The 19,951-nt window shown below is 66.1% G+C and carries 15 protein-coding genes; 7 read left to right on the top strand and 8 right to left on the bottom strand.

What is annotated here, in order from left to right:
• Nucleotides 1-13: 13 nt before the first annotated feature.
• A complete protein-coding gene (locus HV711_RS14135; RefSeq protein ID WP_035477683.1) occupies nt 14-1,321 on the bottom strand; it encodes an FAD-dependent oxidoreductase in 1,308 nt (435 codons plus the stop codon).
• Nucleotides 1,322-1,748: 427 nt separating this feature from the next.
• On the opposite strand from HV711_RS14135, the gene purL reads away from it, so the two are divergent.
• Nucleotides 1,749-5,843: a phosphoribosylformylglycinamidine synthase gene (purL, locus tag HV711_RS14140; protein WP_035477682.1), complete on the top strand. Its 4,095-nt coding sequence runs from the start codon at nt 1,749-1,751 to the stop codon at nt 5,841-5,843.
• Nucleotides 5,844-6,025: 182 nt separating this feature from the next.
• Here purL and HV711_RS14145 read toward each other — a convergent pair whose 3' ends face one another.
• The 5 genes from HV711_RS14145 to HV711_RS14165 all read right to left on the bottom strand — a co-directional run bounded on the left by HV711_RS14145 (nt 6,026) and on the right by HV711_RS14165 (nt 9,991).
• Complete coding sequence (locus tag HV711_RS14145) at nt 6,026-6,805, bottom strand: peptidylprolyl isomerase (protein WP_013588358.1); 780 nt, start codon at nt 6,803-6,805, stop codon at nt 6,026-6,028.
• 11 nt (nt 6,806-6,816) lie between these two features.
• Entirely contained in the window at nt 6,817-7,128 is a 312-nt protein-coding gene (locus HV711_RS14150; RefSeq protein ID WP_013588357.1) for a BolA family protein, read from the bottom strand.
• Between the two features lies 1 nt (nt 7,129).
• A complete protein-coding gene (locus HV711_RS14155; protein ID WP_013588356.1) occupies nt 7,130-7,660 on the bottom strand; it encodes a septation protein A in 531 nt (176 codons plus the stop codon).
• 306 nt (nt 7,661-7,966) lie between these two features.
• Nucleotides 7,967-8,389, bottom strand: a complete 423-nt coding sequence (msrB, locus tag HV711_RS14160) for a peptide-methionine (R)-S-oxide reductase MsrB (RefSeq protein WP_013588355.1) — start codon at nt 8,387-8,389, stop codon at nt 7,967-7,969.
• A 45-nt stretch (nt 8,390-8,434) separates the two neighbouring features.
• Nucleotides 8,435-9,991, bottom strand: coding sequence for a protein adenylyltransferase SelO (locus HV711_RS14165; protein WP_035477681.1), 1,557 nt, complete (start codon nt 9,989-9,991; stop codon nt 8,435-8,437).
• Nucleotides 9,992-10,212: 221 nt separating this feature from the next.
• On the opposite strand from HV711_RS14165, the gene HV711_RS14170 reads away from it, so the two are divergent.
• The 3 genes from HV711_RS14170 to HV711_RS14180 all read left to right on the top strand — a co-directional run bounded on the left by HV711_RS14170 (nt 10,213) and on the right by HV711_RS14180 (nt 15,456).
• The gene (locus HV711_RS14170; protein WP_035477680.1) at nt 10,213-11,898 is read left to right on the top strand and encodes a 3-(methylthio)propionyl-CoA ligase; all 1,686 of its coding nucleotides are present in this window, start codon (nt 10,213-10,215) and stop codon (nt 11,896-11,898) included.
• 175 nt (nt 11,899-12,073) lie between these two features.
• Nucleotides 12,074-14,158 (top strand): 3-hydroxyacyl-CoA dehydrogenase NAD-binding domain-containing protein, encoded by a 2,085-nt coding sequence (locus HV711_RS14175; protein WP_035477678.1) that lies wholly within the window; start codon nt 12,074-12,076, stop codon nt 14,156-14,158.
• Nucleotides 14,159-14,277: 119 nt separating this feature from the next.
• Nucleotides 14,278-15,456, top strand: coding sequence for an acetyl-CoA C-acyltransferase (locus HV711_RS14180; protein ID WP_035477676.1), 1,179 nt, complete (start codon nt 14,278-14,280; stop codon nt 15,454-15,456).
• On the opposite strand, the gene HV711_RS14185 is transcribed toward HV711_RS14180, so the two are convergent.
• Nucleotides 15,457-15,966 (bottom strand): LEA/WHy family protein, encoded by a 510-nt coding sequence (locus tag HV711_RS14185; protein ID WP_035477674.1) that lies wholly within the window; start codon nt 15,964-15,966, stop codon nt 15,457-15,459.
• 68 nt (nt 15,967-16,034) lie between these two features.
• Nucleotides 16,035-16,388 (bottom strand): hypothetical protein, encoded by a 354-nt coding sequence (locus HV711_RS14190; protein ID WP_035477672.1) that lies wholly within the window; start codon nt 16,386-16,388, stop codon nt 16,035-16,037.
• Between the two features lie 274 nt (nt 16,389-16,662).
• Here HV711_RS14190 and HV711_RS14195 point away from each other — a divergent pair, with 274 nt between their 5' ends.
• The 3 genes from HV711_RS14195 to HV711_RS14205 all read left to right on the top strand — a co-directional run bounded on the left by HV711_RS14195 (nt 16,663) and on the right by HV711_RS14205 (nt 19,925).
• Entirely contained in the window at nt 16,663-18,168 is a 1,506-nt protein-coding gene (locus HV711_RS14195; protein ID WP_035477670.1) for an aminotransferase-like domain-containing protein, read from the top strand.
• A gap of 216 nt (nt 18,169-18,384) precedes the next feature.
• Complete coding sequence (locus HV711_RS14200) at nt 18,385-18,870, top strand: PaaI family thioesterase (protein WP_035477668.1); 486 nt, start codon at nt 18,385-18,387, stop codon at nt 18,868-18,870.
• 56 nt (nt 18,871-18,926) lie between these two features.
• Complete coding sequence (locus tag HV711_RS14205) at nt 18,927-19,925, top strand: NADP-dependent oxidoreductase (protein WP_013588346.1); 999 nt, start codon at nt 18,927-18,929, stop codon at nt 19,923-19,925.
• Nucleotides 19,926-19,951 lie beyond the last annotated feature (26 nt).

Consider the following 19,951-nt stretch of genomic DNA (forward strand, 5'->3'; position numbering starts at 1 on the left):
CCGCCGCCGCTGCCTACGCGCTTGCGTGGAACCTGTCCGCCCGCAGCGCGGCCAGCGTGTCATCGGGCAAATCCGGCGTCCGGCCGCCGATCAGGTCGGCAATCAGCTTGCCCGCGCCGCACGCCAGTCCCCAGCCCGCGGGGCCGTGCCCAACATTGACGAAAAGCCGCGGATGCAGCGCGTTGCCCACCACCGGCAGCCCGTCCGGCGACAGCAGCTTGATGCCTTCCCAGGGCAGGGCCGCCGAAATGCGCGCGGCTCCCGGAATCCAGTCGTGCGTCGCCTGGCCGAGGAGCGCGAGGGCTTCCTTCGTCACCGCTTCGGCAAGCGGCCTGTCGAGCTGGTTCGCGGCCTGCAGCACGGCGCCGCCGGCAATGCGCAAGCGGTGATTCATCCGGCTGATCGTGATGCGCTTGACCGCGTCGACGATCGCCACGTGCGGCGCACATTCTTCATGCGCGATCGGCGCGACGAGCGTGTGAAGCCGCAGCGGATGGAGCGGCAGCCGCAAGCCGAGGCGCTCGAGCAGTGCGAGACTGCCTTGTCCGGCGGCGACGACGACGGCGTCCGCCTGGATCACGTCGACTTCGCGCGAGCGCGCCGCCGCACCCGGGCGCGACGCCAGTTCCACCGCGACGCGCTGACCTTCCAGACGAATCGCCGAGACTTCGCAGCCGAGCATGAACTGCACGCCGCCCTGGTTATCGAGCGTCTGCTTGATCAGTTTGGCGAAGAGCGGACAATTGGCGGTTCGCTCGTGATCGAACAGCACGCCGCCCGCGAATTCCGGCTCCGTGCGCACGGAATGCTCGTAGGCCGCACATTCGGCGGGCGTGAGCACATGATGCGGCACCTCGTGGCGCGCGAGCAGGCCGAACGCCGGCTGCAACTGTTCCCATTCCTCGGCGGAACGCACGAGGTACAACACGCCGCTCGCCTGTTCGAACTCGTAGCCAAAGCGCGCTTCCATATCCGCCATCGCCTCGCGCGACGCCTCGACGAGCGGGCGCAGCAAGCCATATTGGCGGCCATACTGGTCCTGTTCCTGCAAGACGGCCAGTTTCTTGACGAACTGGCGCGCCGGCCCGCTGAAACCGGGTTTGCTGATGACGCCGTTTTTCGCGTTCTGGCGGCTTGCCATGAAAGTCGGGCCGAACCAGACGTCGAGCGGCGTCGGCAGGACGGTGCCGCCGTGTCCATAGGTCGCGCCCTGCGCAACGGTGGCATGGCGTTCGACGACGCATACCCGGTGGCCGGCCGCGCGTAGCTGATAAGCGGTGGCGACGCCAGCAATCCCGCCGCCAATGACGATGACATCCATTCTTCTGATTCGATTTGCCGGGCGAGGCGCCGAGGCGTGATATGCGGTGCGGCTGCCGCTCGCGCGCTGCCACGCGTGCCTGAAACGGCGTCGGGCACGGCTCGCGACATGGGGCCGGCGGCAAGGCCGCGCCTTCTTCGCACCGATCTGATGAAAGGCCGAATGATAGCAGTCAACGACCGCGCGCGGTCATGCGCGCCGCGCGGCGCGCCACCGTCCGCGATGCGAGGCGGGCATCGGGCGGGCCGGCGAGGGCACAGCGAGGGCACGGGGGCGGCTTGGCCACGGCATGAGCGAGCACGCGGCAACGCCACCGCCAGGGCCGCTGGGAGGCCGTTCCCGGGGTATAATCCCGGACTTCCTTTCCGCCTCATGTCGCCATCACGCGCGACTCTTCGGCATCATTGAGCGACGCAACGTCAAGTCCATGGCCCACTTCTCGTGTTTCCCCGGCGCTTCGGCCCTTTCCGATTTCCGTCAAACCCGCCTGCTCGAAACGCTTACGCGCATCGACCCGAACATCACGGGCGTGCGCGGGCAATATCTGCACTTCGTCAACGCGCAAACTCCGCTTTCCGCTGAAGACACCGCGAAAATCGAGGCACTGATGCATTACGGCCACCCGCTCGAGGAAAGCAGGGAGCGCGGCGCCGCCGAAACGTTTCTCGTCGTGCCGCGCTTCGGCACGGTGTCGCCGTGGGCGAGCAAGGCAACGGACATCGCGCACCTGTGCGGGCTCACGCAGGTGCGCCGCATCGAGCGCGGCGTCGAGTACACGGTCACACTGAAAAGCGGCCTGCTCGGCGGCAAGAAGGCGCTCTCCGACGAAGCGCGCGAAGCCGTCGCCGCCGCCTTGCACGACCGCATGACCGAGAGCGTGGCACCGTCGCGCGATCACGCGCTGCATCTGTTCGACGAACTGCCAGCCAAGCCGCTGCAAACGGTCGACGTGCTGACCCGCGGCCGCGCCGCGCTGGAAGCCGCCAACTCGGAACTGGGCCTCGCGCTCGCCGACGACGAAATCGACTACCTCGTGGACGCGTTCACGAAGCTCGGCCGCAATCCGACCGACGTCGAACTGATGATGTTCGCGCAGGCCAACAGCGAACACTGCCGCCACAAGATCTTCAATGCGGAATGGACGATCGACGGCGAGAAGCAGGACATCTCGCTCTTTAACATGATCCGCAATACCGAGAAGCTGAACCCGCAAGGCACGATCGTCGCGTATTCGGACAATTCGGCGATCATGGCGGGCGGCATGGCCGAGCGCTGGTTCCCGCGCACGCCCGAGCAGCTCGGCGCGAACGAGTTGCCGCAGCACTATCGCCGCAGCGTCGAGCTCACGCACACGCTGATGAAAGTGGAAACGCACAACCACCCGACCGCAATCTCGCCGTTTCCGGGCGCCGCGACGGGCGCGGGCGGCGAAATCCGCGACGAAGGCGCGACCGGCCGCGGCGCGCGCCCGAAGGCGGGCCTCACCGGCTTTACCGTGTCGAACCTGGAATTGCCCGACGGCGTGGAAGCCTGGGAAAATGCGCGCGACGTAGCCGTCCCGGTTGGGCACCGCAATCCGAACGACGCCCAAGAGGCGTACGGCCGGCCGGACCGCATCGCTTCGCCGCTTCAGATCATGATCGACGGACCGCTCGGCGGCGCCGCGTTCAACAATGAATTCGGGCGGCCGAATCTGGGCGGTTATTTCCGCGCGTACGAGCAGAACGTGGCCGGGGTGGTGCGCGGCTATCACAAGCCGATCATGATTGCAGGCGGCATCGGCAATATTTCGGACCAGCACACGCACAAGCACGACTTGCCGGAAGGCTCGCTGCTGATCCAGATCGGCGGCCCGGGCATGCGCATCGGCATGGGCGGCGGCGCGGCGAGCTCCATGGCGACCGGCACCAACACCGCCGAACTCGACTTCGACTCGGTGCAGCGCGGCAATCCGGAAATCGAGCGGCGCGCGCAGGAAGTCATCAACGCGTGCTGGCAGCTCGGCGACAAGAATCCCATTCTGAGCATCCACGACGTGGGCGCAGGCGGCTTGTCGAACGCGTTTCCGGAAGTCGTGGACGGCGCGGGCAAGGGCGCGCTCTTCGATCTGCGCAAGATCCAGCTCGAGGAAAGCGGCCTGTCGCCGCGCGAAATCTGGTCGAACGAGGCGCAGGAGCGCTATGTGCTCGCCATCGCCCCGGCCGATCTGCCGGCCTTCGCGGCCATGTGCGAGCGCGAGCGTTGCCCGTTCGCCGTGATCGGCACGGCCACGGCCGAGCGTCAACTGAAGCTGATCGATCCTGAACTGAAGGACGGCAACGCGCACCAGCCGGTCGACATGCCGATGGAAGTGCTGCTCGGCAAGGCGCCGCGTATGCATCGCGACGTCACGCGGGTCGAGCCGACGCTGCAGCCGGTGGACGTGACCGCCATCACGCTGTCCGAAGTCGCGGTGAGCGTGCTGCGTCATCCGACGGTGGCGAGCAAGTCGTTCCTCATCACCATCGGCGACCGTTCGGTGGGCGGCACGACCGCGCGCGACCAGATGGTCGGCCCGTGGCAAGTGCCGGTGGCCGACGTCGCGATCACGACGATGGACTACGCGGGCTTTCGCGGCGAAGCCATGACCATGGCCGAGCGCACGCCGCTCGCCGTGATCGACGCGCCGGCGTCGGGCCGGATGGCGGTCGGCGAGGCGGTCACGAATATCGCGGCCGCGCCGATCGCGTCGCTCGACAAGCTCAAGCTGTCGGCGAACTGGATGGCCGCCTGCGGCGCGCCGGGCGAAGACGCGGCGCTTTATGACACGGTCAAGGCAATCGGCATGGAGCTGTGCCCGGCGCTCGGCATCAGCATTCCGGTCGGCAAGGACTCGCTGTCCATGCGCACGAAGTGGGAAGACCGCGGCGTCGCGAAGGAAGTCGTCGCGCCGGTGTCGCTCATCATTTCGGCATTCGCGCCCGTGGAAGACGTGCGCCGCCATCTCACGCCGCAACTGCGCCGCGCGGGCGGGGCGGACGGTGTGGGCGATTCGGTGCTCATCGCCATCGATCTGGGCCGCGGCAAGCATCGCCTTGGCGGCAGTATCCTCGCGCAGGTCACGCAGCAGATCGGCGACACAGTGCCGGATATCGACGATCCCGAAGATCTGAAGCGCTTCTTCAACGCCATCCAGTCGCTGAACGCAAACGGCAAGCTGCTCGCGTACCACGATCGCTCCGATGGCGGCCTGTGGGCGACCGTCTGCGAAATGGCGTTCGCGGGTCATGTGGGCGTGTCGCTGAACGTCGACATGCTGGTGCTCGACCCGCACCACGAGTCCGATTACGGCGACGCCAAAGACTGGGCGAAGCAGACGAGTGGCCGTCGCGAAGACCGCACGATCCGCGCGCTCTTCACCGAAGAACTGGGCGCCGTGATTCAGGTGCGCGCGGCCGACCGCGACGCGGTACTCGGCGCGTTGCGCGAGCATGGCCTGTCGGCGTGCTCGCATGTGATCGGCAAGACCAACGACCGCGATGTGATCGAGGTGTATCGCGACGCGAAGAAGGTGTATGAGGCGCCGCGCGTCGAGCTGCATCGCGCGTGGAGCGAGGTGAGCTGGCGCATTGCGCGTCTGCGCGACAACCCCGCCTGCGCCGACGCCGAATACGACACGCTGCTCGACGCCGCGGATCCCGGCATCACGCCGGTGCTGACGTTCGATCCTGCGGAAGACGTCGCCGCGCCGTACATCGGCAAGAGCGCGCGTCCGCGTGTCGCGATTCTTCGCGAGCAGGGCGTGAACTCGCATCTGGAAACGGCCTATGCATTCGACCGCGCGGGCTTCGACGCGCACGACGTGCACATGAGCGACCTGCTCGCGGGCCGGGCCAACCTCGCGGATTTTGCGGGCGCGGTGGCGTGCGGCGGCTTCTCGTACGGCGACACGCTCGGCGCGGGCGAGGGCTGGGCGAAAGCGATCCGCTTCAATGCGCAGCTGGCCGACATGTTCGCGGCGTTCTTCGGCCGCAAGGACACGTTCGCGCTCGGTATCTGCAACGGCTGCCAGATGATGAGCAGCCTCGCGTCGATGATTCCGGGCGCAGACGCCTGGCCGAAGTTCACGCGCAACAAGTCGGAAAAATTCGAAGCGCGCTTCTCGCTCGTGCAAGTCGAGGCGTCGCCGTCCATTTTCTTCGCTGGCATGGAAGGCTCGCGCATTCCGGTCGCGGTCGCGCACGGCGAGGGTTATGCGGACTTCTCGCAGCAGGGGGATGCATCGAAGGTCGCGGTGGCAATGCGCTATGTCGACCACCGCGGTCAGGCAACGGAGCTCTATCCGTTCAACCCGAACGGGTCGCCGGACGGCATCACGTCCGTTACGACGCCGGACGGCCGCTTCACCGTGCTCATGCCGCACACCGAGCGCGTGCATCGCGCGGTGCAGATGAGCTGGCACCCGGAAGGCTGGGGCGAGGGCGCCACGGACGCTAGCCCGTGGCTGCGTGTGTTCCAGAACGCGCGACGCTGGCTGGGCTGATCAGCGGGCAATAAGTGTGCAATAAGCGGCAATAAGCGAGGGGCAGGCTGCTGTGCGACACAGCGGCCTGTCATACGCGCCCACAGCGCCATGCAGTGCAAAGCGCCGCGCCCGCAGCTTTCCCGCAAAACAAAAGCCGCCCTTAGGCGGCTTTTGTTTTTTGAAGCGGCGATGAGACACGCTTACTGGATCTTCGCGTTCTTGCGCAGACCTTCCTCGAACGCCTGCAGCTTTTCCTGCTGGATCTGCTGCACGATTTGCGGGCGCACCTGTTCGAGCGGCGGCGGCGTGATGCTGCGCACGTCGTCGACGCGGATGATGTGCCAGCCGAACTGCGTATGCACCGGCGTGTCGCTCATCTGGCCTTTCTGCAGATGCGTGGCCGCGTCCGCGAATTCCGGCACATAGGCCTTCGGATCCGACCAGTCCAGGTCGCCGCCGTTCTTGCCCGAGCCCGGATCCTTCGAATATTGCTTGGCCAGCTCTTCGAAGCTCGCGCCGCCCTTGATCTTCGCGATCAGATCTTTGGCCTGCTGCTCGTTGTCGACGAGGATGTGGTGCAGGTGATACTCCTTGCCGCCCGCGTCCTTGATCAGCGCGTTGTAGCGGGCGGTGACTTCCGCGTCGGTCGGCGCATTCTTCTTCACGAAGTCTTCGATCAGCGCACGCAGCACGACGGTTTGCTGAGCCACGGCGACTTGCGCCTTGATGTCCGGACGATTCTGCAAACCGCGGCGCAGCGCTTCCTGCATCAGCACTTCGCGATTCACGAGCTCTTCGCGCACGGCCATCTGCAATTGCGGCGTGTTCTGCTGGCCTTGATGAACCAGTTGGTCGATCAGCGCGTCGGCGCGAGACTTGGGGATCGGCGTGCCGTTCACCACGGCGATGTTCTGTGCGAATGCAGGTGCAGCCGCGAACGCAGCCAGCAATACCCAAAGGCGGGTTTTCTTCAAGGTCATCGGAAGTTTTCCTAGCGGGACAACAAAGCGAATTCTTCGGGCGTGTAAGCCGTGATTGCAAGGGCATGAATGCCGCGCTGCATGGCATCGGCCAGCGCATCATACACCATGCGATGCCGCGCCACGCGGGGCTTGCCGGCGAATGCGGCCGCCACGATCGTGACACTGAAATGGCCGCCCGCAGCCGCGCCCGCGTGGCCTGCGTGCTGCGCGCTGTCGTCGGTGATACGGATCGACGCGATGGGCGCGAGCGCGGCTGTGAGACGCGCCTCGATCAGCGCCGCGCGCTCGGCAGTGGTGGCGTGCATGAACGCGTCGCTCATGTCATTCCTCCTTCATGTACTTCGACAGCCACAGGCTTTGTCCGACGATAAACACCACCAGACAGCCCGTCGCGCCGAACAGTTTGAAATTGACCCACTGATCTGTCGTGTAGTTGTACGCGACGAACAGGTTGAGCAGGCCGAGCAAGACGAAGAAGATCGCCCAGATCACGTTCAGCTTGCCCCAGATCGCGTGCGGCAGCGTGATCTGCTTGCCCATCATTGCTTCGATCAGGTTCTTGCTGAAGGCGAGTTGCGAGACGATCAGCACGACCGAGAACGCCCAGTAAAGCACGGTCGGCTTCCACTTGATGAAGGTGTCGTTATGCAGCACGAGCGTCGCGCCGCCGAATACGGTGACGACGCCAAGGCTCACCCACAGCATCGGGTCCACCTTGCGGTGGCGAAAGGCCACCCACGCGATCTGCACCAGCGTGGCGACGATCGCCACTGCCGTCGCCGTGAAGATGCCCCACACCTTGAAGGCGACGAAAAACAGGATGATCGGGAACAGATCGAACAGGAATTTCATTTCTGGACGGGAACTCGGAGAGTGGGTCGGAGGGGCAACGGTGCAGTGCGGAAGACCAAAAAGCGCTGGGGGCAAAAGCCGCCCGCGCCCGACGGGCGGCGCCTGGCGGTGCATCTCTCGTGACCTGGGACGCACGACGTGACTCGACTCGCTTGCCCCGGGCTTCGCCCGTAAGCCGAGCGGGCCGATGCATGCCGCCGGGTGCGCGGCGCACCGGCGCGAGGCGCGACGTCCGGACGGCTCGCCGCTTACTGCCGCCGGCCGCCAGCCGCCCGTCGAATCCCGCCGTCAGTGCAGAGCGCTGCCTTACTTGGGCTCGAATTGTAACGCAGCCGAATTGATGCAGTACCGAAGCCCCGTCGGTGCCGGACCGTCCTCGAATACATGCCCGAGATGCGCGCCGCAGTTCTTGCATTGCACCTCGATGCGCAACATGCCGTGCGAGCGGTCGGTTTTTTCGGCGATCACCTCGCCGTTGATCGGCTTGAAGTAGCTCGGCCAGCCGCAGCCGGCGTCGAACTTGGTGTCCGATTCAAAGAGCGGCGTACCGCAACAGACGCAGTCGTACACGCCGCGTTCCCAGTGATCGTGATAGCGGCCGGTGAACGGGCGCTCGGTGGCCGCGTGGCGCGTCACCTGATATTCGATGTCGGAAAGCTGCGCGCGCCACTCGGCGTCGTCTTTCTGCACCTTGGGGGCGTCGTGCTTGAGGTCGTCGGGATTATTCATGGTCGGTTCCTGTCTCATGCTTGTGTTGGGAGCGTGCCCGGCGCGTCAGGACGAGCAGCTCACTTCGAGCGAGTTCGCCCAGTCGGGCGGCAAGCCGGCAAAGGCTTCGTGCTCCGGCTGTTCGTCGAACGGACGGCGCAGCACGGCGGCGAGGCGCTCCACTTCGGAAAAATCCTTCTCTTTCGCGCGGCGGATTGCCGTTTCCGCCAGATGATTGCGAAGGACGAATTTGGGGTTGACCCGGTTCATTGCAATGGCGCGCGCGGCGTCGTCGCGTGTTTCGTGGGACAGCCGCGCGCGGTAGTCGTTCGCCCATGCGTCGAACGCGGCACGGTCGAGAAACAGATCGCGCACCGGCGCGTCGCCGCTCGCGTCGTGCTTCGACAGGCGCGCGAGGTTGCGAAACGTCAGCGTGAAATCCGCACGATTGGCGTGCATCACGTCGAAAAGGCGGTTCGCGAGCGCCGCATCGCCTTCGCGTGCGTCTTCCAGCCCGAGCTTGGCGAGCATGCGGCGCTCGAGCGCGGGGCCGAAGCGGTCCTTGAAGCCGGCGAGCACCTGCTGCGCGTCTTCGATCGATTTGTCGCCGCGCACCGTGTCCTCGTACCGTTCCCCGAGCAGCGGCAAGAGTCCTTGCGCGAGGCAAAAGAGATTCCAGTACGCAATTTGCGGTTGCATCCGGTAGGCATAACGGCCCTGCGAATCCGAGTGATTGCAGATATAGCCGGCGTCGAAGCCGTCCATGAAGCCGAACGGACCGTAGTCGATCGTCAGACCGAGAATCGACATGTTGTCGGTGTTCATGACGCCGTGGCAAAAGCCCACTGCCTGCCATTCGACCATCAGGTCCGCTGTCGACATCACCGCTTCGTTCAGCAACGCGAGGTACGGATCGTCGGCTTCGCGGCAATGCGGATAGAAACGCTCGATCACATGGTCGGCGAGCGCGCGCAACGCGTCGGTGCGGTCATTCGAATAGAAGTGCTCGAAGTGCCCGAAGCGCACGAAGCTCGGCGCGACGCGCGTGACCACCGCGGCCGTCTCGATCTCCTCGCGCCGCACCGGCTGGTCCGAGCCGATCACGCAGAGCGCACGCGTGGTCGGAATGCCAAGATGATGCATCGCCTCCGAGCACAGGAACTCGCGAATCGACGAGCGCAGCACCGCGCGGCCGTCGCCCATGCGCGAGTAGGGCGTGCGCCCCGCGCCTTTCAGCTGCAATTCGTAGCGCCGGCCCTCGTGTTCGACTTCGCCCAGTCCGAGCGCGCGGCCGTCGCCGAGCTGACCCGCCCATACGCCGAACTGATGTCCCGAATAGACCGACGCGTAGGGCAGCGCCTCGGACGGCCACTCGCGCGTCGCGTTACCCGAAAACAGTTCGGCGAAGCCCGGGTCGGTTTCGAGCCCGGGCTCTAATCCGAGCATCGCTGCGGTGTCGGCCGAGAAACCTACGAGGTACGGCGCGTTGAGCGGCGCGGCCGGCAGGCGCGTGAGAAATGTGCTGCCGAGCCGCGCGAACGCGTTGTCGGCGGTGTTGAAAAGAGCTTCGGAAAGTGCCGCCAGAGGCCCCGACAGGCCTGCAATGCTTGGGGAAAACGACATGTTGAGCGCCTCACTATTAACCGATATTGTAAGTCCGCACCCGCGGCGCTGCTGGCAAGCCGGCGGTGCCTTGTCCTGCGGGCCGTGCGTGGCGATGCGCGAGGACGCGCGGGCGCGCTTGTCGACTGCTTCAGCAATTTCACTGCCGCGGCGCTGTTTGGCGAACGGCGCTCATCCGGTTCGCATTCCCCGAAAAGCACAAGGCGAGGAGACGACTCTTTATGACGATGCCGCTGCTTGGCCAGATGATGGACGTGCCCCTCACCGTGTCGTCGCTGCTTGCGCATGCCGCGCGGCATTTCGGCAGCGCCGAGATCGTGTCGCGGCGCATTGAAGGCGACATCCACCGTTACACCTATCGGGACTGCGAACAGCGCGCGAAGCAGCTTGCGCAGGCGCTGATCGCGCTCGGCGTTCAACCCGGCGAGCGCGTCGCGACGCTCGCGTGGAACGGCTACCGGCATCTCGAAACGTATTACGGTACGACCGGCTTCGGCGCCGTATGTCACACGATCAACCCGCGCCTCTTTCCGGACCAGATCGCCTACATCGTCAACCACGCCGACGACGCCTACGTGCTGTTCGACACGACGTTCGCGCCGCTCGTCCACGTGCTCGCGCCGCAGTGTCCGAAAGTGCGCGGCTGGATCGCGCTCGCAGACGAGGCGCATCTGCCCGCCATGCAAACGTCCGCGCTGAGCTACGAAACGCTGGTGAACGCACAGGACGGACGGTTCGAGTGGCCGCTCATCGACGAGCGAGAGGCGTCGTATCTCTGCTATACGTCGGGCACGACCGGCAATCCGAAAGGCGCGCTGTACTCGCATCGTTCGACCGTGCTGCATGCGTTCGGCGCCTCCTTGCCCGATGCCATGGGCCTCTCCGCGCGCGACTCCGTGCTGCCCGTCGTGCCCATGTTCCACGTCAACGCGTGGGGCATTCCGCACGCCGCGCCGCTCACCGGCGCGAAGCTCGTGCTGCCCGGCAAGGACCTCGACGGCAAGTCGCTCTTCGAACTGATGGAAAACGAGCGCGTCACCTATTCGGCCGGGGTGCCGACCGTCTGGCTCGGCCTGCTCAACTATCTACGGGAGACCGGCTCGCGCTTTTCGTCGCTGGAGCGCACGGTGATCGGCGGTTCCGCGTGTCCGCCCGCGATGCTGCGCGCCTTCGTCGACGACTACGGCGTGCAGGTCATTCATGCGTGGGGCATGACGGAGATGTCGCCGCTCGGCACGCTGTCGAAGCTCACGTGGGAACAGTCGCAGCGGCCGGTGGCCGAGCAGCGCAAGCTGCTGGAAAAGCAGGGCCACGCGCTTTACGGCGTCGACATGAAGATCGTCGGCGACGACGGTCAGGAACTGCCGTGGGACGGCGTCGCGTTCGGCGATCTGTATGTGCGCGGACCTTGGGTGATCGACCGGTATTTCCGCAAGGACGACTCGCCGCTCGTGGACGGCTGGTTTCCGACCGGCGACGTGGCGACCATCGACCGCGACGGCTTCCTGCAGATCACGGACCGCTCGAAAGACGTGATCAAGTCGGGCGGCGAATGGATCAGTTCGATCGACGTCGAAAACGTGGCGATTGCGCATCCGGCCGTCGCGGAAGCCGCGTGCATTGCATGCGCGCATCCCAAATGGACGGAACGGCCGCTCCTTGTCGTGGTCCGGCGCGCGGGACACGAGGTGACGCGGGAGGAACTGCTCGCCTTCTACCAGGGCAAGGTCGCCAAATGGTGGATTCCCGACGACGTCGTGTTCGTCGACGAATTGCCGCATACGGCCACCGGCAAGCTGCAAAAGCTCAAGCTGCGCGACATGTTCCGCGACCATGTGCTGCCGTCCGCGCTGGAAGAACGCATGGATCAAGGAGGCTGCCCGCTCGCCAGGGGAAACCCTGCCTGACGATAAATTGAACGATCGTGCTTTTCTGTGTATTCTGCCTGCTGACACGGGAGCCGCCGACCTAAGCTGAAGGCGAGGGTCGGCGCAGTCGGGCTGGACGGCTCGACGGATCACGAGCGGCGCGCGCAGCGCCGCCTCATCTCAAGGATGCGATGCATCGCACGGAGGCAGGCAGATGGCAGTGGACTACACGACTCATGACGGCGTGGCCGTCATCACGCTGAACAATCCTCCGGTCAACGGCCTTGGGCTGTCGACGCGCGCGGGAATCGTCGAAGGCATCGAGCGCGCCGAGCGCGACCCGGCCATTCGGGCCATCGTGCTGACGGGCGCGGGCAAGGCCTTCTCGGGCGGCGCGGACATCACCGAATTCAATACGCCGAAAGCGACGCAGGAGCCCACGCTCGCCACCGTCATCAAGATCGTGGAAGGCAGTGCGAAGCCGGTGGTGGCGGCCATTCACAGCGTGGCCATGGGCGGCGGCCTCGAACTCGCGCTCGGCGCCCACTACCGCATCGCCGCGCCGGGCGCGCAGATCGCGTTGCCCGAAGTGAAGCTCGGCATCCTGCCGGGCGCGGGCGGCACGCAGCGCTTGCCGCGCGCCATCGGACTCGAAGCCGCGCTCAACATGATCGTGTCCGGCGCGCCGGTCGATTCGCAGAAACTCGCCGGTTCGGGCCTTTTCGACGAACTCGTGGAAGGCGATCTCGCCGAAGCGGCGCTTGCGTTCGCGCGCAAGGTCGGCGCACAGGCGGGCCCGCACCCGAAAGTGCGCGAGCGCAAGATCGACCATCCGAACGCAGAGGGCTTCATCCAGTTCGCGCGCAACAGTGTCGCGGCTGTCGCGAAGCATTTTCCGGCGCCGCTCAAATGTATCGACGCGGTGGAAGCGGGCGTCAAGCACGGCTTCGACAAAGGCCTCGCGTTCGAGCGTGAGTGCTTCGTGGCGCTCGTGCAAACGCCCGAGAGCCGCGCGCTGCGTCATGCGTTCTTCGGCGAACGCGCGGCGAGCAAGATTCCCGACGTGCCGGCCGATACACCCGTGCGCGAGATCCGCCGGGTCGCGGTGATCGGCGCGGGCACGATGGGCGGCGGCATCGCGATGAACTTCGTCAACGCGGGTATTCCGGTGACGCTGCTCGAGATGAAGCAGGAAGCGCTGCAGCGCGGCCTCGCCACGATCCGCGGCAATTACGAAGCGAGCGTGAAAAAGGGCAAGCTCAAAGCCGAAGCGCTGGAAGCGCGCATGGCGCTCATCACGCCCACGCTCTCCTACGACGCTCTGAAAGACGCGGATCTGATCGTGGAAGCGGTGTTCGAGGAGCTCGGCGTGAAGGAGCAGGTGTTCCGGCGTCTTGACGAAATCGCGAAGCCGGGCGCCATTCTCGCGTCCAATACCTCCACGCTCGACGTGAACCGGATCGCCGCGTTCACCAAGCGTGCGCAAGACGTGGTCGGCATGCACTTCTTCAGCCCGGCCAATGTGATGAAGCTGCTGGAAGTGGTGCGCGGCAAGGAGACCGCGAAGGACGTGCTCGCCACCGTCATGAAACTCGCGAAACAGATCCGCAAGACGGCGGTGGTGTCGGGCGTCTGCGACGGCTTTATCGGCAACCGGATGATCGAGCAGTACATCCGCCAGGCGCTCTTCATGCTGGAAGAGGGCGCGCTGCCCGCGCAGGTGGATCGCGCCATCGAGAAGTTCGGCTTCGCGATGGGACCGTTCCGCATGAGCGATCTGGCGGGCAACGACATCGGCTGGGCCATCCGCAAGCGCCGCTATCAGGAACAGCCCGATCTGCATTACTCGAAGATCGCCGACCGCCTGTGCGAGACGGGGCGCTTCGGCCAGAAAACCGGCGGCGGCTGGTACGACTACGTGGCGGGCGAGCGCACCGCGCGCCCGTCGACACTCGTCGACGACATGATCGTCGCCTACTCGAAAGAAGTGAACACGGAACGCCGCAAGATCGGCGACGACGAAATCGTCGAGCGGCTCGTGTTTGCGCTCGTGAACGAAGGCGCGAAGATTCTCGAAGAAGGCATTGCGTCGAAGGCGTCGGATATCGACATGGTCTATCTGACCGGCTACGGCTTTCCGCTGCATCGCGGCGGGCCGATGCTGTACGCGGACACGGTCGGACTTTACAACGTCGAGCGCGCGATCCGCCGCTATGCCGCGCAGCCGAACGGCGACGCGTGGCAGCTTGCCGCGAGCATCGCCGAACTCGCGGCAGCGGGCCGCGGCTTTAACGGCTGAACCGGCTGAACCGACGTAAGCGCCGCTTACTACGAACGACTCAGGTGGCGCTTCTTTGCATTGCCGCGCATCGACGCGCGCGCCACCATCGACACTGAATGAACACGCAGGAGATTCGTATGACCGACGCCGTAATCGTATCGACCGCTCGCACCGGGCTCGCCAAATCGTGGCGCGGCGGTTTCAACATGACCCACGGCGCGACGCTCGGCGGCCACGTGACGAAAGCCGCCGTGGAGCGCGCGAAGGTCGATCCGGCGCGCATCGAGGACGTCATCATGGGCTGCGCGAATCCGGAAGGCGCAACGGGCATGAACATCGCGCGGCAGATCGCCTTGCGCGCCGGCTTGCCGGTCAGCGTGCCCGGCATGACGGTGAACCGCTTCTGTTCGTCCGGACTGCAAACTATTGCGCTCGCCGCGCAGCGGGTGATTGCCGGCGAGGGCGACGTGTTCGTCGCGGGCGGCGTGGAATCCATCTCCTGCGTGCAGAATGAGATGAACCGCCACATGATGACCGACAGCTGGCTCGCCGAGCACAAGCCGGAGATTTACTGGTCGATGTTGCAGACCGCGGAGAACGTCGCAAAACGCTATGCCATTTCGAAGGAACGTCAGGACGAATACGGCGTGCGCTCCCAGCAGCGCGCGGCGGCTGCGCTGGAGGCCGGCCGCTTCAAGGACGAGATCGTGCCGTTGACCGTGCTCGCGGGCGTCGCCGACAAGGCGACCGGCCGCCTCTATACGAAGGAAGTGACCGTCAGCGGTGACGAGGGCATTCGCGCCGACACCACCCTCGAAGGCGTCTCGAAGATCCGCACCGCGCTGCCGGGCGGCGTCATCACCGCGGGCAACGCGAGCCAGTTTTCCGACGGCGCGTCGGCCTGCGTAGTGATGAACGCGAAGCTCGCCGAGCGCGAAGGGCTGCAGCCGCTCGGCATTTTCCGCGGTTTCGCCGTGGCCGGGTGCGAGCCGGACGAAATGGGCATCGGCCCGGTGTTCGCGGTGCCGAAGCTGCTGAAACAGGCCGGCCTGAAAGTGGACGACATCGACTTGTGGGAACTGAACGAAGCGTTCGCCGTACAGGTGCTGTATTGCGCGGACAAGCTCGGCATCGACCATGACCGGCTGAACGTGAACGGCGGCGCGATCGCGGTGGGGCATCCGTACGGCGTATCCGGCGCGCGGCTCGCCGGGCACGCGCTGATAGAAGGCAAGCGGCGCGGCGCGAAGCTCGTCGTGGTCACCATGTGTATCGGCGGCGGGCAGGGCGCGGCGGGTCTCTTCGAAGTGGCGTGATCACGGCAGGGCGCCACCTGCCGTCGGCAAGCTCAGTGTGCCCTGGTCGATGAAACGCGTGGTGCCGAACGGGCCGCCCGCGAGCTTGCCGCGCAGGACATACGGAACCTGCCCCGACTCCGCGGCGCCGGCGAAAGCAAAGGCCTGACGCACCGCGGCGAACGCAGGCACCGTCAGCGGCACGTTCAGCACCGTTTCGCCGAAGCGCGGCACGGTGCCGCTCTGATCGCTCACGCCGCTCGCGAACGATTTGCCGTTCAGGTCGAGATCGAGCGATACGCCGTTGAAGCTGACCGCCGAGTCATTCGGATTCTGCACCCGCAGCTTGACGTTAAAGCGCATTTCGAGACCCTGGCCTTCGAGGGGTTCGATGCCGGCCACGTTCACGCGCAGCGGATCGCCGCCGAATAAGCCGGCGCATGCGGTGAGCGTCAGCGCAAACGTAACGAGAGCGCACCACACGGCCGTACGGCGGAGGCTCGCACTGAACAACATGCGGACGAAGGACATGACCGGCACCTCGAAGAGCGGATAGGGTCATGCATTGTAGCGGGCGGCCTGCCGCGCACCGAAGCGCGTCAGGCGGCGCGCCGCAGCGTCGCTCTGACCAATGCGGCCAACTGGCGCGCGACATGGCCGGGCAGCAAGCGGCTTTTTGCGGCGCTCTGCGACGCTTGCAGCGCGAAAGCCACCGCTTCCGCGCGCGCCGCGCTGATCGACACCACGCCGCGTTGCGGCAGCACGAAGCACTGTCCTTCGCGCAGCATGATCGCCGTGAACGGAACAGCATCGCAAAGCCATGCGAGCGAGTGGTCGCGGAACGCGAGCTGCAGATCGCCTTCCACCGCGACCACGGCGCTGCGGGCACGCAAGTCGTGCAGGGCAATATGGCCGGCGGCGAGGCGGCATACATTGAGGGTGGCGCGAGACATGGTGGTTTCCTTCGGTACCGTTTGCATGCCACCCAGCTTATTGACGTGGCTTCGGTGAAAACAGCCGCAGCCGGCCATCATCTGAACCGGTACAAGACGGTGGTTTCACGTGCTGTATCGGTCGAAATGGAGGCCATGTGTATCTGTCGCTGCGCGTGGACCGTGCGCACCATCGGCGCATGAGCCGATCAGCGCACACAGCAGCACGAAGGCCAACACACTCGCCAGTACACAGCCAACAGCAGCGTCAACCCAAACGCCGACACCACCGCCCATGCAAGCGCACACCCTCAAGCCCGGCAAGCCGCCGAACGATGCCCCAGCGGACGAGCCGCTCTATCGTCAACTGGCGGCCCAGTATCGCCGCGCGATCCGTCATGGCGTACTGCGTCCCGGCGAGCGCATGCCGTCGATGCGCGCCTTCATGCAGCGTCACGGCGTGAGCCTCGCGACGGCGACCGAGAGTTATCGCGTGCTCGAACGTGAGGCGCTGATCGAGGCGCAGCCGCGCTCCGGTTACTTTGTGCGCGCATTGAAAGGCGCCGCCTTGCCGGCCGCGTCCGAACCGGACCTGGCGAGCGTGCCCGGCGCCGCGCAGTTCGTCGGCATCCACTCGACCATTTCGGCGATCGTCTCGCAACTGCAGCGCTATCCGGAGGCATTCAACCTGGGCGGCGCGACCGCCTCGTCCGATCTTTATCCGACCGATGCGCTGCAAAAAGCCGCGCTGCGCGCGTTGCGCCGGCGGCCCACGCTGCTCACCGCCGCCGGTGCCGAGCAGGGCGACCCGGCGTTGCGCGGAATCATCGCGCGCCGTGCGCTCGACGCCGGCATTCCGATCGGCGCCGACGACATCATCATGACGCACGGCGGCATCGAGGCCGTCAATCTGGCGCTGCGAGCGGTCACGCAGCCGGGCGACACCGTCGCCGTCGAGTCGCCGTGCTTCTTCGGCTTGCTGCAGGCGCTCGAAAGCCTCGGGCTGCGCGCGCTGGAAATTCCGGCGAGCCCGAGCACCGGTCTTGCCATCGAGGCGCTCGACTTCGCGTTGCACACGCATCCCGACATCAAGGCCGTGGTGGTCGTGCCGAATCTGCAGAATCCGCTCGGCTGCGTGATGCCCGATTCGCACAAGGCGAGGCTCGTGGAGCTGTGCGCGCGAGCGGGCATCGCGCTGATCGAGGACGACCCGTATCGCGAACTCGTCGACAGCGCGAAGCCGCTGCGCTCGCTGAAGGCCTGGGACACGGACGGCACCGTGATTCATTGCACCTCGTTCAACAAGACGCTCGCGCCCGGCATGCGGGTCGGCTGGATCCATGGCGGGCGCTGGCATCCGCGTATCGGCATGCTGAAGTTCGCGCAGTCGCGTCACAACGAGCAGTTGTCTCAGGTCGTGCTCGCGGAGTTTTTGGAGACGAACGCCTATGAGCGGCACCTGCGGCGCTTGCGCGAGCGTTTGAGGCTGCAACGCGAGCGGATGGCGGCGGCGCTTGCGGCGTCGTTTCCCGAGGGCACGCGCTTCACGCCGCCCGCCGGCGGCATCTTCTTCTGGGTCGAGCTGCCGCCCACGGTGTCGTCGGCCGCTTTTTTCGACGCGGCGCTGAAAGAGGGCATTCGCGTGATGCCCGGCACCGTGTTTTCCAACGCCGGCCGCTTCGATCACTTCATCCGCCTCAGCTGTCCGAGCACGGACCTCGATCTCGCCGACGAAGCGCTGCGCCGGCTCGGGCGGCTCGCGACCGCGATGGCGGCGCGCGCGTCCACGCGGGCCGCGTGAGCGCAATCGGGCTTCGGCGCGCGCGGATCTGCTCGCCGGCTGTAACGCCGCCGGCCGCAAAGCCGACGTCTGCCCGTCACCGCGAAACGCCACAGCGGGTATCATTTCTGCTCTTGCGGCACGGTGCGCCGCGCGCGTGAAGCCCGCCGCACCGGCGGCTCATTCGCGCATCTTCGCCGTGCCCGCACATCGAGACAAGGAACACTGAAAGCCGCAATGACCGATTCACCTTCATCCGCCGCGGGCGGCGCGTCGCTGCCCGAGAGTCCTTTTGTCGACCGGCTCGGCGCGCAACTCGTGTCGGCAGCGGACGGCGCGAGCGAAGTCGTGCTGTCCCTGTTGGCGGAGCACATGAATACGTGGGACGTCGCGCATGGCGGCGTGACCATGACGCTCGCCGACGTGGCGCTGGCCATGGCCGCGCGCAGCCTCGCGGGCGACGGCGTCGGCGTCGTCACCGTCGAAATGAAGGTCAACTTCATGGAGCCGGGCCGCGGCGAACTGCGCGCGAGCGCGCGCGTGCTGCACCGGTCGACCACCATGGCCTATTGCGAAGGCGAAATCCGCGACAGCGAGGGACACTTCGTCGCGAAGGCGCTCGGCACCTTCAAATATATGCGCCGCCTCGCCGTGGGCCGCGATGTGACGCGTCAGCGTCTGCGCAGCGACCCGTCGGCGAAACCCGGTCCCAGCGACGGTTAAGCACACGCGCCACAACAGAGCAAGCGGCCCATCCGCAACCCAAGGAGACGATCGACATGCCACAGATCAACCGCCAGTTCGTGCTGGCTTCGCGTCCGCAAGGCGCCGTCACGCCCGGCAACTTCCGCCTCGTCGAAACGCCGCTCGCGCCGCTCGCCGACGGCGAAATCCGCGTGCGCAATCACTACCTGTCGCTCGACCCGTATATGCGCGGCCGCATGAACGACAGCAAGTCGTACGCGCCGCCGCAGCCGCTCGATGAAGTGATGATCGGCGGGACGGTCGGCGAAGTGGTCGAGTCGAAGAATTCGAAGTTCGCGGTCGGCGACAAGGTCGTCGCGATGTTCGGCTGGCAGGAGTACGGCACGTCGAACGGCGCGGGCGTGCAGAAAGTCGACGACACGCATGTGCCGCTGTCGGCTTATCTCGGGGCGATCGGCATGCCGGGCGTGACCGGGTGGTACGGCCTGAACCGCATCATTGCGCCGAAGGCGGGCGAGACCGTCGTCGTCAGCGCGGCGAGCGGAGCGGTGGGCAGCGTGGTCGGGCAACTGGCGAAGCTGGCCGGCGCGCGCGCGGTGGGCATCGCCGGCGGCGAAGAAAAGTGCCGCTATGTGGTGGAGACGCTCGGCTTCGACGCGTGTGTCGACTACAAGGCCGGCAATCTGTATCAGGACCTGAAGGCGGCGACGCCCGACGGCGTCGACGGTTGTTTCGAGAACGTCGGCGGCGAGGTGCTCGACGCGACGCTCGCGCGCATGAACCCGTTTGGCCGCATCGCGCTATGCGGATACATCGCGGGCTACGACGGCCAGCCGGTGCCGCTCAGGCACCCGTCGCTGATACTGACGCAGCGCCTCTCCGTGCAGGGCTTCATCGTGAGCGAGCATATGGATGTCTGGCCGGAGGCGCTCAAGCAGCTCGGCACGCTGGTCGCGCAGAAGAAGCTGCAGTATCGGGAGAGCATCGCACAAGGGCTCGATGCCGCGCCCGAGGCGTTTATCGGCCTGCTCAAGGGCAGGAACTTCGGCAAGCAGCTGGTCAAGCTGATCTGAGCGAGCCAGCGACGCGGCTCGGCTCG

The organism is Paraburkholderia phenoliruptrix (assembly GCF_902859825.1).
GTDB classification, from domain to species: domain Bacteria; phylum Pseudomonadota; class Gammaproteobacteria; order Burkholderiales; family Burkholderiaceae; genus Paraburkholderia; species Paraburkholderia phenoliruptrix.

Bases quoted from the DNA above. Each gene is read 5' to 3' on its own strand.
- msrB (WP_013588355.1), bottom strand. From the start codon at position 8,389: ATGAATAATCCCGACGACCTCAAGCACGACGCCCCCAAGGTGCAGAAA.
- HV711_RS14185 (WP_035477674.1), bottom strand. From the start codon at position 15,966: ATGTCCTTCGTCCGCATGTTGTTCAGTGCGAGCCTCCGCCGTACGGCC.
- HV711_RS14200 (WP_035477668.1), top strand. From the start codon at position 18,385: ATGACCGATTCACCTTCATCCGCCGCGGGCGGCGCGTCGCTGCCCGAG.
- HV711_RS14175 (WP_035477678.1), top strand. From the start codon at position 12,074: ATGGCAGTGGACTACACGACTCATGACGGCGTGGCCGTCATCACGCTG.
- HV711_RS14195 (WP_035477670.1), top strand. From the start codon at position 16,663: ATGCAAGCGCACACCCTCAAGCCCGGCAAGCCGCCGAACGATGCCCCA.
- HV711_RS14155 (WP_013588356.1), bottom strand. From the start codon at position 7,660: ATGAAATTCCTGTTCGATCTGTTCCCGATCATCCTGTTTTTCGTCGCC.
- purL (WP_035477682.1), top strand. From the start codon at position 1,749: ATGGCCCACTTCTCGTGTTTCCCCGGCGCTTCGGCCCTTTCCGATTTC.
- HV711_RS14165 (WP_035477681.1), bottom strand. From the start codon at position 9,991: ATGTCGTTTTCCCCAAGCATTGCAGGCCTGTCGGGGCCTCTGGCGGCA.
- HV711_RS14170 (WP_035477680.1), top strand. From the start codon at position 10,213: ATGACGATGCCGCTGCTTGGCCAGATGATGGACGTGCCCCTCACCGTG.
- HV711_RS14145 (WP_013588358.1), bottom strand. From the start codon at position 6,805: ATGACCTTGAAGAAAACCCGCCTTTGGGTATTGCTGGCTGCGTTCGCG.
- HV711_RS14190 (WP_035477672.1), bottom strand. From the start codon at position 16,388: ATGTCTCGCGCCACCCTCAATGTATGCCGCCTCGCCGCCGGCCATATT.
- HV711_RS14205 (WP_013588346.1), top strand. From the start codon at position 18,927: ATGCCACAGATCAACCGCCAGTTCGTGCTGGCTTCGCGTCCGCAAGGC.
- HV711_RS14135 (WP_035477683.1), bottom strand. From the start codon at position 1,321: ATGGATGTCATCGTCATTGGCGGCGGGATTGCTGGCGTCGCCACCGCT.
- HV711_RS14150 (WP_013588357.1), bottom strand. From the start codon at position 7,128: ATGAGCGACGCGTTCATGCACGCCACCACTGCCGAGCGCGCGGCGCTG.
- HV711_RS14180 (WP_035477676.1), top strand. From the start codon at position 14,278: ATGACCGACGCCGTAATCGTATCGACCGCTCGCACCGGGCTCGCCAAA.